14 protein-coding genes are annotated in these 14,410 nt (G+C 31.3%); 4 read left to right on the top strand and 10 right to left on the bottom strand.

Annotation, left to right across the window (positions count from 1 at the left end; genetic code table 11):
* Positions 1–13 precede the first annotated feature (13 nt).
* From ER639_RS00720 to ER639_RS00710, 3 genes are all read right to left on the bottom strand, one after another.
* Positions 14–3,448 carry a pyruvate carboxylase gene (locus ER639_RS00720; RefSeq protein WP_129063832.1) on the bottom strand — a complete coding sequence of 1,145 codons (3,435 nt, stop codon included), beginning with the start codon at positions 3,446–3,448 and terminating at the stop codon, positions 14–16.
* A 118-nt stretch (positions 3,449–3,566) separates the two neighbouring features.
* Entirely contained in the window at positions 3,567–4,793 is a 1,227-nt protein-coding gene (locus ER639_RS00715) for an FtsW/RodA/SpoVE family cell cycle protein (protein WP_240663968.1), read from the bottom strand.
* A 90-nt stretch (positions 4,794–4,883) separates the two neighbouring features.
* Entirely contained in the window at positions 4,884–5,156 is a 273-nt protein-coding gene (locus tag ER639_RS00710; RefSeq protein ID WP_129063831.1) for an Fpa/YlaN family protein, read from the bottom strand.
* Positions 5,157–5,285: 129 nt separating this feature from the next.
* On the opposite strand from ER639_RS00710, the gene ER639_RS00705 reads away from it, so the two are divergent.
* Complete coding sequence (locus tag ER639_RS00705) at positions 5,286–5,759, top strand: hypothetical protein (protein ID WP_129064407.1); 474 nt, start codon at positions 5,286–5,288, stop codon at positions 5,757–5,759.
* 35 nt (positions 5,760–5,794) lie between these two features.
* Here the strand turns inward: ER639_RS00705 and ER639_RS00700 are convergent, their stop codons facing one another.
* Together ER639_RS00700 and typA are read right to left on the bottom strand one after the other, a co-directional pair.
* Positions 5,795–6,127 carry a YlaH-like family protein gene (locus ER639_RS00700; protein ID WP_129063830.1) on the bottom strand — a complete coding sequence of 111 codons (333 nt, stop codon included), beginning with the start codon at positions 6,125–6,127 and terminating at the stop codon, positions 5,795–5,797.
* Position 6,128: 1 nt separating this feature from the next.
* Positions 6,129–7,973, bottom strand: a complete 1,845-nt coding sequence (gene typA / locus ER639_RS00695; RefSeq protein WP_129063829.1) for a translational GTPase TypA — start codon at positions 7,971–7,973, stop codon at positions 6,129–6,131.
* A 114-nt stretch (positions 7,974–8,087) separates the two neighbouring features.
* Between typA and ER639_RS00690 the strand changes: the two genes are divergently transcribed.
* Positions 8,088–8,273, top strand: a complete 186-nt coding sequence (locus ER639_RS00690; protein WP_129063828.1) for a DUF5325 family protein — start codon at positions 8,088–8,090, stop codon at positions 8,271–8,273.
* Between the two features lie 156 nt (positions 8,274–8,429).
* Positions 8,430–9,272, top strand: coding sequence for a hypothetical protein (locus tag ER639_RS00685; protein WP_129063827.1), 843 nt, complete (start codon positions 8,430–8,432; stop codon positions 9,270–9,272).
* Here ER639_RS00685 and ER639_RS00680 read toward each other — a convergent pair.
* Positions 9,245–10,066, bottom strand: coding sequence for an inositol monophosphatase family protein (locus ER639_RS00680; protein WP_129063826.1), 822 nt, complete (start codon positions 10,064–10,066; stop codon positions 9,245–9,247). The two genes, ER639_RS00685 and ER639_RS00680, sit on opposite strands and share 28 nt — an antisense overlap.
* A 137-nt stretch (positions 10,067–10,203) precedes the next feature.
* Here ER639_RS00680 and ER639_RS00675 point away from each other — a divergent pair, with 137 nt between their 5' ends.
* On the top strand, positions 10,204–10,815 hold the full coding sequence (locus ER639_RS00675; RefSeq protein ID WP_129063825.1) for a YktB family protein: 612 nt from the start codon (positions 10,204–10,206) through the stop codon (positions 10,813–10,815).
* Positions 10,816–10,837: 22 nt separating this feature from the next.
* Here ER639_RS00675 and ER639_RS00670 read toward each other — a convergent pair whose 3' ends face one another.
* The 4 genes from ER639_RS00670 to ER639_RS00655 are packed head-to-tail and all read right to left on the bottom strand — an operon-like array spanning position 10,838 to position 14,409.
* A complete protein-coding gene (locus tag ER639_RS00670; protein WP_129063824.1) occupies positions 10,838–11,680 on the bottom strand; it encodes a DUF4064 domain-containing protein in 843 nt (280 codons plus the stop codon).
* A gap of 47 nt (positions 11,681–11,727) precedes the next feature.
* Complete coding sequence (locus ER639_RS00665) at positions 11,728–12,801, bottom strand: ABC transporter substrate-binding protein (RefSeq protein WP_129063823.1); 1,074 nt, start codon at positions 12,799–12,801, stop codon at positions 11,728–11,730.
* A gap of 1 nt (position 12,802) precedes the next feature.
* Entirely contained in the window at positions 12,803–13,606 is an 804-nt protein-coding gene (locus tag ER639_RS00660) for an ABC transporter permease (protein WP_129063822.1), read from the bottom strand.
* Entirely contained in the window at positions 13,603–14,409 is an 807-nt protein-coding gene (locus ER639_RS00655; RefSeq protein WP_129063821.1) for an ABC transporter permease, read from the bottom strand. The genes ER639_RS00660 and ER639_RS00655 overlap by 4 nt, the downstream gene beginning before the upstream one ends.
* Position 14,410: the final 1 nt, after the last annotated feature.

Genomic DNA, 14,410 nt, shown 5'->3' with positions numbered 1-14,410 from the left:
GGCACTCATTTTTTTATTGTTCAATTTCAATTAATAAATCTCTTGTTTTAATCGCATCATTTGCTTTAACATGAATCGCTTTTATTGTACCGTCAAATGGTGCTTGAATTGTCGTCTCCATTTTCATTGCTTCAGTTACAATTAATGCTTGTCCTTTTGTAACTTTATCATTCACTGCAACTTTTACTTCACTTACAGTACCTGGCATTTGTGCACCAATATGTGAAGGATTTTTTGCATCTGCTGTTGGAATAGATTTTACTGTTGATTCAACATGTTCATCTTTCACATATACTTTTCTTGGCATACCGTTCAAATCAAAATAAACCCAACGATAACCATCTTCATGTGCATGACCAATACTTAATAAATGCACAACTAATGTTTTTCCTTCATCTATATCGATTTTAACTGTTTCATTTTTTCTCATACCATAAAAGAATGTTGGTGTATCTAATAATGAAACATCACCGAATTTTTCAGTTGTTTGCATATATTGTTCGTATACTTTTGGATATAATGCATAACTAATTAGATCTTGCTCAGAAACCGGTTTTTGTTGTTTTGATTGAAGTTTTTCTTTTAATGCATCAAAATCAACTGGCTCTAATAATTCTCCTGGTCTTACATCGATTGCTTTTTGACCTTTTAAAATTACTTTTTGTAAATCCTCAGGGAAGCCATTTACCGGTCTACCAATTTCTCCTTTAAAGAATGATACAACAGATTCTGGGAAATCTAACGTATTACCTTTTTCAAGAATGCTTTTTTCATCAAGTTCATTTTGAACCATATATAAAGCCATATCTCCAACAACTTTAGAAGATGGAGTCACTTTTACGATATCACCAAACATCAAATTCACACGTTGATACATGTCTTTAACTTGATTGAATTGGTCGCCTAAACCTAAACTTTTTGCTTGTTGCTCAAGATTTGAATATTGACCACCCGGCATTTCATGTTTATAAATTTCAGTATGTGGACTCTTAATATCACTTTCAAAATCTTGATAATAATTTCTTGTTAATGCCCAATAATGCGATAAATTTTCTAAATGATCAATATCCGCTTTAATTTGACGCTCTTTTCCACTTAGTGCGTAATAAAGTGTATTAGCACTTGGTTGTGACGTTAATCCACTCATTGCACCTAAAGCAGTATCTACAATATCGACACCTGCATCAATCGCTCTTGAGTACAACATAACACCATTACCACTTGTGTCGTGTGTATGTAAATGAATTGGTAAATCTACCGTTGCTTTTAAAGCACTGATTAATTCATATGCTGCTTCAGGTTTTAATAGACCTGCCATATCTTTAATCGCTAAAATATGGAATCCTTCTCTTTCCATTGCTTTAGCCATTTTAGTGTAATAATCTAGCGTATAAACATTTGAACGCTCTACATTTAAAATATCACCCGTATAACAAATTGCACCTTCAGAAATTTTGCCCATTTTTTGAACTGCTTCGTTAGCTACTTTCATTTGATCCAACCAGTTTAATGAATCAAATATTCTAAAGACATCAATACCTGCTTTAGCACTTTCTTCAATAAATTTAACAACAACATTGTCCGGATAATTTTTATAACCTACTGCATTTGATGCACGTAATAGCATTTGGAATAATACATTAGGAACTTTTTCACGCAATTTTTCTAAACGTGCAAATGGATTTTCCTTTAAGAAGTTATATGCAACATCAAATGTTGCACCACCCCACATTTCTAATGAAAAGGCATCACTTAAATAATGACTCGTTTGTGGCGCAATATCTAATAGATCTTTCGTTCTAACACGCGTAGCAAGTAATGATTGATGTGCATCTCTAAATGTTGTATCTGTAATTAATACTTCTTTATGATTTTTTACCCAATTTGAAACATATTCTGGGCCATGTAAATCTAGTAATTGTTTTGTCCCATGTAATGAACTTGGCGTTTGAATATCAATTTTAGGTAATTCAAATACGGGTTTTTCTTTTGTTTGCACGCCGGGAAAACCATTGATAGAAACATTTGCGATATACTCTAAAGTTTTTGTACCTCTATCTCTAGGTGGTTGAATATCAAATAACGATTTATTTTCGTCCAAGAAATTTGTATTATAATCACCACTAATAAAATCAGGATGCTTTACTACATTAATCAAAAATTGCAAATTCGTTTTAATCCCACGAATACGCATCTCTTTTAAACTTCTGACCATTTTTTCTTCAGCTTGTTTAAAAGTCATGGCATGCGTTGAAAGTTTTACAAGTAATGAATCGTAATATGGAGAAATCTCTGCACCTTGGAATCCATCCCCTGCATCTAACCGAACACCAAAACCACCACTTGAGCGATAAGCCATGATTGTACCCGTATCAGGCATAAAATCATTTAAAGGATCTTCTGTCGTTACTCGACATTGAATGGCATATCCATGCGGTTTAATTTCAGATTGTTGAGGCATTTCAATACGTTCACCAAATAAATTTTCCCCATCAGCAATTAAAATTTGTGTTTTTACTATATCGATACCTGTAATCATTTCAGTAATCGTATGTTCGACTTGAACACGTGGATTAACTTCAATGAAATAAAAATCATCACCACTTACAAGAAATTCAACAGTACCTGCATTAATATAATTAATATGAGACATCAATTGTACTGCTGCTTCACAAATACGATTTCTTAATGCATCAGACAAACCAACTGATGGTGCAACTTCTACGACTTTTTGATGACGACGTTGAACTGAACAATCTCTTTCATATAAATGAACTAAATTGCCATATTGGTCTCCCAACACTTGTACTTCAATATGTTTAGGATTTTTAATAAATTTTTCAACATACACTTCATCATTACCAAATGATTTTTTTGCTTCAGATTTTGCACGTTGATATGCATCTTCTAATTCACTTGGATGCTCAACGATGCGCATCCCTTTCCCACCACCACCAGAGATGGCTTTTATGATAATTGGATAACCATTTTCATTTGCAAATTGTTCAACTTCTTCAAATCCATTAACAGCATTTTTGCTACCAGGAATCACTGGTAAATTTGCATTTAATGCTTGGGTTCTTGCCTTCACTTTGTCTCCAAACATATCTAAATGCGTACTATCAGGACCAATAAAAATAATTCCTTCTGCTTTACAGCGTTCTGCAAACTGTTTATTTTCACTTAAGAACCCATATCCAGGATGAATCGCATTTGCACCACATTTTTTTGCAATTTGAATAATATGTTCAATGCTCAAATAACTCTCTGTGGGCCCTAAATCTTCACTGATTAAATAAGATTCATCAGCTTTATTTCTATGTAAGGCACCTAAATCTTCCTTAGAGTATATTGCAACCGTCGGGATATCTAATTCTGTTGCTGCACGAAAAATACGAATGGCAATTTCTCCACGGTTTGCGACAAGTAACTTTTTAATATGCTTCATATCAATGCCTCCTAGATCTTTACGATGTATACACTACCCCTTTATTATATCAACTGCTTCAATAAAAGTTGGTAAATAAACGTTTTGTCACTAAATTGCCAATAAAAAAACGTCGTAATTATATACAACGTTTTTTGTAAGCGATATCATCATTAATATGTTTAGAAACAAGTAGCAATAAACCGATTGCAATAGATAAACTAATCAAACTTGAACCACCATAACTTAAAAATGGTAATGGTACGCCGGTTAATGGAATCAAACCAGAAATCCCACCTAAGTTAATAAAGGCTTGAATACCAATATAACTACTTACGCCAACACATGTTAATTTATAAAAAGTGTTGTTTGTAAGTGCTGCATACATAAATCCTCTATACACTAGGTAAAATAATAATGAAATGATGAAAATAACACCAACCCAGCCTAACTCTTCAGAAATGACTGCGAATATAAAATCTGTATGTGGCTCTGGTAAGTAACCTAATTTCATCACACCATTACCTAATCCTTTACCAAACAAACCACCATTACCGATTGCAAGCAATGAGTTACTTAAATGGTAACCGTCACCAGCTTCATCGCTAAATGGATTAGCAATGACTGTAAAGCGTTTCAATTGATAGTCTTGTAAAATTTTTCCATACATTAAAAAGTTAATAAAAGCTATAGCTATACCACCTAAGAAAATGATACTTAAAACTTTCATTAAAGCTTTAAACGCAATACCTGAGTATAAAAATATTGAACCGATAATCGCAACAACTAACATAGTTGTACCTGTATCATTTTGAATCCATACCAATCCACAACACACACCTAATAATATAAGAGGTGCAAAAATCTCCATATTCATTTTCTCAATTTGCATGCCATTTCTTGTTTTAGCATCATAAATATAAGCTAAATAAAGTATGGCGATAATCTTTAATAATTCTGATGTTTGAAATTGCATAAATCCTAAGTTTAACCAACTGTATGCACCGTTAACGTTTCCTGCCGTTATTCTTGTTATCACCAATAGTACCATAATAGAAACTATCATCATTTGCTGTACTTTTCTATTCTTTAATATTCTTACATCAAAAAAATACGTTAAAAAGAAAACAATCCCAAAGCTTAAAAAAATTGTAAATAATTGTCTCACAAAGAAATAGGATGCCCCAACTGCCTGTCCATTCGTCAGCGTACCTCTTGTAGCAGCGACCATACTGGCACTATAAATCATTACCAAACCAATTAAACATAAAACAACATACGTTATCAAAATTGTAAAATCTACGTGCTTTGATAAGCTAATAATATTCTGTGCAAAATTTCTAATACTTTTTGCTATTTTACCCACGTTATCCCTACATTTCTTTACTTTTTCATTGGATAGTTAATAAATGTTCATGAAATCTTATTGAAAAAAGTGAGCCTATCGCTAGACTCACTAAATATTAGTAAAAGCATCGTGTAACTTTGAAAGTTCTTTTTCAAGTTGTGTTAATAGTTGTTTACCAACTTCTTCTTCAATTAAATTTAATCGAATTGCGAAATCAACTTCTTTACTTAACCCAAACATTTGTGTATCTAAAACTTCTTCATAAAGTGGACATTGAGGCATCGTCAAATTGTCCATTTGAACTTTAATCAATTGCATGATTTTATCAGCGTCTAATTTTAGCTGGTCATATGCCTTTTGTTTATAGTTCATTTCGCTCATGACATACTCCCTCTTTCAATCGTTTATACTTTAAAAGTTTATCGATAATTTTAACAAATTGCAAGTCTTAAAGGTCAAATCAAATATGATATAATTAAGGCGATAATATAATAAAGGGGTCTTATAATGATTATTCAAATTTTAGGTAAAGTTAAATTTAATATTACACTTGATCCATCAACTTGGATTTTTGATGATAGAAAGGTAGAATTAGAGCATTTAAAAAAAGGATTAAAAAGTGGAGAAACGCCAATTGCTTTTGAAGACAATCGTGAATGGAATCGTGAAATTTTAGAAGGCGGTGCAAAGCCACCAACTTTAAATTCTGAAATTAAATATAAAAAGACACAATTATTAGAAGGCACATTTTTTATGAACATTGCTTCATTTATAAATAATGCTGAACCATTTGATGCTACCCATGTGCGTTATTCAAATGAAAATGAAAGTATCGATATTCCACTATCTGAATTAGAATATACATTCTTTCAATTCTCAAAAGATGGCAAAAGATTATATGAAGATGGATTAGTAGATGTTTACGTTGTCAATGAAACAATTGAGTTAAAATTAGCTCACGCTACTAAAATTGAATTAATATAAAATAAGCACCGAATCACAATGATTCGGTGCTTATTTTAATTTCTTTCTCTATGCAAACGATATCTATACAAACCAAGTACAATTGCAGCGATGATTAAACTTTCACCGACCGGTAAAAATACCGCTAAAAATGTAAGTAAAATACATCCGATAAATAACATGATATAAATAATCACGTTTTGCCATAATTTAAGTTTTCTTGCAAACCCTAAATTATATACAATTGCACTTAAGATGAATATTGCAATGAATAAAAACCACATGCCTGTTTCAGGGTGTTTGTCCACTTGAAACAACTTTGGTAAAAATGATAATCGTTCACTTGGATTTACACTGACACCTTTAGACATTAACAATATTAAATTCATATTATTCCTCTTCTTGCATTGCTTGTTTTAATTTCTTTTGTTCACGTTCACGCATTGCTTTATCTAATGTTTTCTTTCTTAAACGAATTGATTCTGGCGTTACTTCAACTAATTCATCGTCATTAATATATTCTAACGCTTCTTCTAATGTTAAGATTCTAGGTTTTTTCATTGTTGTAGTTTGTTCTTTAGTCGCAGAACGGATATTATTTGCTGCTTTAACTTTAGTAATATTTACCGTTAAGTCATTTTCACGTGAGTTTTCACCAACGATCATACCTTCATAAACTTCTGTACCAGGTTCCATGAAGTTTGTTCCACGGTCTTCTAATGCTAAGATTGCGTAAGTACTTGCAACACCTTTATCAATTGAAACTAACACACCGTTACGACGGCCACCTAAACGTCCTTTTAAAGCTGGACGATACTCATCAAATGTGTGGTTAATGATACCGTAACCACGTGTCATTGACATAAATTCAGTAGAATATCCAATTAATCCACGAGCTGGCACGATAAACACTAAACGTGTTTGTCCATTACCAGTATTTTGCATATCCAACATTTCACCTTTACGTGTTCCTAAAGATTCAATGATAGCACCTGTATATTCTTCTGGTACATCAATTTGTACACGTTCATATGGCTCACATTTCACACCATCAATTTCACGAATAATTACTTGAGGTTTAGAAACTTGTAATTCAAATCCTTCACGTCTCATATTTTCAATTAAAATAGATAAATGTAATTCACCACGACCAGAAACTGTCCAAGCATCAGGACCAATTGGTTCAACACGTAATGAAACGTCTGTTTCCAATTGCGCTTCTAATCTTTCTTGAATTTTACGCGCTGTTACGAATTTACCCTCTTTACCTGCAAATGGTGAATTATTAACAGAGAATGTCATTTGTAATGTTGGTTCATCAATTCTTAAGACAGGTAATGCTTCTTGAACATCAGTTGGTGTTACAGTTTCACCAACGTTGATATCTTCCATTCCTGAAACGGCAATTAAATCACCAGGGTATGCTTTTTCGATTTCAACACGGCTTAAACCAAAGAAACCAAAGATTTTCGTTACACGGAAATTTTTAACTGTACCGTCAATTTTAATTAAAGAAACTTGTTGACCTACTTCCATTGTGCCACGGAACACACGACCAATACCAATACGTCCAACATAATCATTATAATCTAATAATGCGACTTGGAATTGTAATGGCTCATCACGATTATCAACCGGAGCTGGTACATATTCAATAATTGTTTCGTATAAACATTGCATGTTCTCATCTTGTTGAGACGCATCTAAACTTGCAGTACCATTGATTGCACTCGCATAAACAACTGGGAAATCTAATTGTTCTTCATTAGCATCTAATTCAATAAATAAATCATAAACTTCATCTAAAACTTCTTCTGGTCTCGCAGAAGGTTTATCAATTTTGTTTACAACAACAACCGGTTTTAAGTTTTGTTCTAAAGCTTTTTTCAATACGAAACGTGTTTGTGGCATCGTACCTTCGTAAGCATCTACTACTAAAACAACACCATCAACCATTTTCATGATACGTTCTACTTCACCACCGAAATCGGCATGTCCAGGCGTATCTAAAATGTTAATGCGTGTTTCTTTATAATCAATCGCTGTGTTTTTAGCTAGAATTGTGATACCGCGCTCTTTTTCTAAATCATTCGAATCCATCGCACGCTCATCTACGTGTTCATTTTCTCTGAAGATTCCCGATTGCTTTAATAATTCATCTACTAACGTTGTTTTACCGTGGTCAACGTGGGCGATGATCGCGATATTTCTTACATTTTCTCTTAAGTTTGTCATAAAATTTCCTTTCTTATTTCCAGTACATATTATTTACTAACTGTGATATTATATCATATATTACGTAAATTAATGTGTTAATTTATCTTAAATAATTGTAAAGTGGTGAGGAATGTGAAAAAAAATAAATCAATTTTCTTTATACTAGCCGTTTTTGCTGTATGTATGCTTATATTATTTAGTATCGGTTTAGCAGAAGTTAACTATTTATTAATGGTTGTATCTATTTTATTATTTATAGCTACATTTGGTATCGGATTTACTTTAAAGAAAAAATATCGTGAAAATGGGTGGCTTTAATTACAAAGATTCATAAAAACCTTTAATACATAATCAGATATTGAAATAAATCACTTCAAAATTAAATTTTGAAGTGATTTTTTATGTTTTATATTAAATTTTGGTTTTTGCTAAAATTCAAACATTCCTATATGTTGCCAATGAGGAGGGATTTTGATGAATTCACAACTAAATTATTTAAATGCTTTATTTCAAAGAATACACTTCAATAAAGAAGACTTAATACATTTCCACAAACTACAGTACATCCATCAATTTGAGCAATCATTACATGAAATCGTAAGGTCATGTCCACAAGATCATGTCTTATGGTCATTCCATTATCATGATGCTTATAATGACTACTATGTTAATTGTATTTTGTTACATTCAAACCAAATTTATTTATTAAAAATTGTAACAACACATGATTTACCTATCCTAAATATGATCTTGATACAAATGCATCAGCTCTGTCAATTGTTTAGTTATATTGTCGGGAAACCTTATAACATACAACCTGTATTAATTGCTGAAACCATTTCCCATCCTCAAATCATAAGGTTTCAAGATTTTAAACAATGGTTAAGTAATCACATATCACAACGAAGTAATGATTCTTCTTTAATTACTTTGCAATCTTCTAAACTACAACAAAATAATGTAATCAAACAAATTCAATGCTTAAACTATCAAGCAAACTATGATTTAAAACATTTAAAAATGGGCGCAAGGTGTCCACATTGTCAATCGATAGATACGATGCAAAAACATGCACAATTAATTTATTGTAATTCATGTAAACAAATATCTCATATTCAGCCCGTATTCTTAAAAATTGTAGAGGAATTTCGCCTACTTTATCCAGACAAGAAAATTACTAGCGCTCATTTACTTAAATTTAGTAATGGATTATTTACAAGACGCCAACTGATTACTTTATCGAATCAATATTTAATTAAGCAAGGGCATAAAAAGGGTTCACATTATATTTATCCTTTAGAAAACCTTTCTGTATGAATCTTTTGTAGCGTATCTTGATGTTTATTTAAATATTTCGTTATGATTTCATGATGTAATGCTTTATTCGCAACTAAAATAGAATTCGCATATAAAGGGTTTAATGATTCATTCAGTTGGTTCGTTACAATACCACCTACCGCTTCAACAATCATTAATCCAGCAGCATAATCCCACGGATGTAGTCTTAAAGTAAGATAGGCATCAGTTTTACCTAATGCAACATACATAAAATCGAGTGCTGCAGATCCATAACTTCTTGCACTTCTAGAGTCAAGAATAATATCTTGGTAAATTTCTTTGATGACAGGTTTAACTAACCAATTAGGATTGCAAGAAATAATTGATTCACTTAATTGTGTATCATTTAATGGTGGTATCATTGTTTCATTTATATAAGCTTCTTCACCAACTTTAACGTGATATAAGTTATTGTTCATCACATCATAAATTGCGCCAGCATATGGATGTCCATCTTTAAAAATACCAATTGAAATTGCAAAATTTGATTTCTGATGAATGAAGTTTAAAGTGCCATCTATTGGATCTATAATCCAAACAGTACCATCTAATGAAGATAAATACTTTCCTTGCCCTTCTTCACCAATAATTTTGTGATCAGGGTATTGTCTTAAAATATTTTCTGTTAAAAATAGTTCTGTCGATTTATCCATATTCGTTACTAAATCATTTGGATTGCTTTTTGCGTTAATATTTAACGGTTTATTAATATCTTGACGTATTTTATGACCAGCTTCTTTTATAATGTTTAATAAAAATAAATATTCGTCCATAATATGCCTCCTATTACAACATATTATACATGAGTCTTTTTATAAAAAGAATTGATACACTTCATGATTCAATTACTTGTATTTCTATTTCATTTTCAACATAATTAAATAAAATAATAAGAGATTTGAGGGATAAAATGAATCAATATCATTTAACACAACAAGATTTTGATGTATTTACTGTTGAAGGCTTAGAACCAAGAATGAAAGCATTAATAGAGACGACTCGACCTAAACTTGAGGCAATGGGTACTTACTTTAGTGAATATTTAACACAACATACCGACGAACAATTTTACCCACATGTCGCAAAGCATCTTCGTAGAAAAACAAATCCACCTAAAGATACATGGGTGGCTTTTGCGACAAATAAACGTGGATATAAAATGTTACCTCATTTTCAAATCGGCTTATTTAATAGTCATATGTTTGTATTGTATGGAATTATTTATGAGTCAGAATTGAAGCCTGTGATGTATAAAAAGTGGAAAAAACAATTACATGTTATTAAATCGCTTGGAGATGACTTTATTATCAAAGGCGATCATATGAATGAATCATTTGATTACATTAAAGATTTAAGTAATAAAGCCATTAATGAAAAACTAAAACGTTTAGTTGATGTTAAAAAAGGTGAATTATTGTTTGGTAAAATCTATACACCTGACCATGACATTTTTAAATCTGATGAAGCGTTTCTTAAAGAAATTGAAAATGTATTTTTTAAATTACTACCTTTACACCAATAAAAAAAGCCCAAAAGGGCTTTTTTTATTGGTCTTTATTATTCATGCGATTATTGTAATTTTCTCTTCTTTCATCCATCGCATTGATATCTTTTTTATGATCTTGGCTTTCATTGTAATCATGTTCAAAACCATTTTTGCTTTCATAAACCGTTTCGCGTTCATGATCATGGTAATCATAATTTGATGGTGATTTATGATCAGCATCATAAACATATTCAGATGATCGACGTGACTCATCATTAACTGTATTTTCACGCGTCACATGATTAGTATCCTCTTGATAACGAGATCTTTCAATGTTATCGTCACGATCAACATAAGGTGCTGCATGACGATTGTTATCATATGTATGACTTTGTTTTGGTTCATAATAATTTTGAGATTGAATCACTTTATTTTTTCTAGCAAACATTAAAATGGCTGCGATAAAGAAAAATAATGGTACTAACGCCAATACAAAAGTGAAAAATAATGGTGTTGTTAATAAACCAGCAATTAATAACAAAATTCCTGATAAAATACGTTTCTTCATTGTGAATAAACCTAATAAACCAAAAATTAAAGGCACAATCGTATAAATTACAAAGCCCCATAATACTTGTGTAATCATTGGGACTAATTCTGTTACAGAAATCCCAGCTTGGTCCAATTGCGCTTTAAACTCAGCATTTTTAGGATCATTTATTGCTTGTGTAAAGATATCTTGTAAGTTTTGTTTGAAACCTTCTGTGTTACCTTGAACGAGCAATAAATACAATAATGCAATAGTTGCACCTAATAACATTAACCATGCTAGCCACCCGAAAATCTTTTCAGCTGTACGTTTCACAGGCTTTACTGTCTCTACATATTCATTTCTTGACATATTGTCACTCCTTTAAAGATTCAATGCGTGTTAGTAACAGTTTAACATTATTTCAACGACATTTTAAATTTTAAGAATAATTCATTGTATTTCGCAATGTTTTCAGGTCCTAAATCTTTATAAACTTCAAGCTTTTGTTGAACATCTTTTTTTGGATAGAAGCGTTCATCTTCTCTTGTTTCTTTATCCAATAATGCATAACTTTTTTGGTTAGGTGTTGCATAACCAACCCATTCTGTATTTTGCTTACCAATTTTCGCATCAAGTAAAAAATTAATAAATTTATGCGCACCTTCAACGTTTTGTGCGGTCTTTGGAATAACGATATTATCAAACCATAAGTTTGATCCTTCTTTAGGCACAACGAAATCTAATTTATCATTTTCAGTCATAATATCTGCGCCCATACCACTCCATACGACAGCAACATCCGCTTCTTTTTGAACCATCATTGTATTAATTTCATCAGCTACGACACCTTTAACATTTGGTGCTAACAGTTCAAGCTTTTTCTCAGCTTTCGCAAGTTTAGTTGGGTTTGTTTCATTTAGTGACTCATGCATGCTGTTCAAACTAAAACCAATTGCTTCACGTGCACCATCTACAACTAAAACGTTATTTTTTAAACGTTTATCCCACAAACTGTCCCAACTCGAAAAATCAATGCCTTTCGTATTTGCAGGGTTATATAAAATACCAACAGTCCCCCAAAAATACGGAATTGAATATTGATTGTTTTTATCAAATGGTAAATTTAAAAAGTCCGGATTGATGTTTTTAAGATTAGGAATTTTCTTTTTATCAATTGGGATTAATAAATGATCTTTTGCCATTTTTTGAATTGCATATTCACTAGGAACTGCAACGTCATAATGTGTACCACCATTTTTAATTTTTGCAAGCATTGATTCATTTGAATCAAATGTTTCATAAATCACACGAATGCCCGTTTGTTTTTCAAACTTTTTTATTATCGCAGGATCCATGTATTCTCCCCAATTGTAAACATATAAAACATTGTCTTTTCCTGCTTTAGGCGGTGGATCAATGAATTTTGTCGCGATTAATAATCCAACACTAACGATAAGAGATACGGCGATTAATTGTACTAAAGCTTTCATATTAAGCACCTACTCTCTTTCGTTTCTTTTCTTTACCACTACTTAAGTAATAATAAACTAAAATAATCGCCATAATTATAACAAATAAAATCGTACTGATTGCATTAATCTCCATAGAGATTCCTTTTCTTGCCATTGAATAGATTTCTACACTTAATACACTAAATCCATTCCCTGTAACAAAGAAACTTACTGTAAAATCGTCTAAACTATATGTCAATGCCATAAAATAACCTGCAATTGCACCTGGAATAATATGTGGAATAATGACTTTAGAAATGGTTTGCCACGTAGATGCACCTAAATCATAACTGGCATTAATTAATGATTGGTTCATATCATATAACTTTGGTAATACCATTAATACAACAATTGGTACACTAAATGCAATATGACTGATCAACACAGACCAAAAGCCAAGTCCCATACCAGTGAAATGACCAATAATCGTAAATAATAGTAAAAACGATGAACCAATAACGACATCACTACTCACCATTAAAATATTATTTAATGTCAGTAGTCCTACTTTTAATTTTTTATTGCGCATATAATGGATACCTAATGCACCACAAATACCAATAATCGTTGAAATACTAGCAGCGATTAAAGCAACTGCTAATGTATTCAATATGATCACGATTAAACGTTTATTTTGTAACACAGATTTATAATGATCTAACGTAAAATGTTCAAAGTGATTCATATTTCCAGCAGAATTGAATGAATAAAACATTAAATAAAAGATTGGAAAATATAAAATGAATAAGGCAGCAAATAAAAATAGTTTTCCTCTTAATTTCATTTGTTTACCTCACTTTCATTTTTAGATTTAGTAACAATCATGACTAGTGCCATTGCTAAAATTAAAAATACAGCAATGGTTGAACCCATACCATAATTTTGTGTTACTAAAAATTGTTCTTCTATTGCAGTACCTAAGTTAATTACTTTGTTCCCAGCAATTAATCTTGTAATCATGAATAAACTTAAAGCTGGAATAAATGTAACTTGAATACCTGTTTTAACACCTTCCATTGAAAGCGGCATAATGACTTTTCTAAATGTCGTCATTTCATCGGCACCTAAATCACGAGAAGCTTGTAACAAGTTTTCTGGAATTTCATCCATACTGTTAAATATCGGTAGTATCATAAATGGGATATAAATATAAACAGATACAAAAATAAACGCAATATTGGTAAATAATAATTGAATATCAGGGATGCTAAAAATATTTAGAAAATCATTAATAGTACCTTCTTTACTGAAAATACCGATAAATGCATATGTTTTTAATAATAAATTAATCCAAGTAGGTAAAATGATTAATAACAACCAAAACTGTTTGTTTTTAGCTCTTCTTAAAACTAAAGCAATGGGATACGATAAAATCAAACATAAAATCGTAATGATTGTTGCATAAATTAATGAACTTAACATCATTTTTAAATATGTTGTCGATAAGATCGTTTTATAGTTTTCAAAACTAAAATGACCATTGATATCTGTAAAACTTGTATAAAATACCATTACCAACGGCAAAATGATAAATAAAACAATCCAAATGAGATATGGGATTAAAAAGTATTTTTTTGCTTTATTCATC

Source organism: Macrococcus sp. DPC7161, from assembly GCF_004117835.1.
In the GTDB taxonomy this organism is placed as follows: Bacteria; Bacillota; Bacilli; order Staphylococcales; family Staphylococcaceae; genus SDSC01.
The sequence above is the reverse complement of the archived record's forward strand: the minus strand, read 5'-3'. Positions and strand labels throughout refer to the sequence as shown.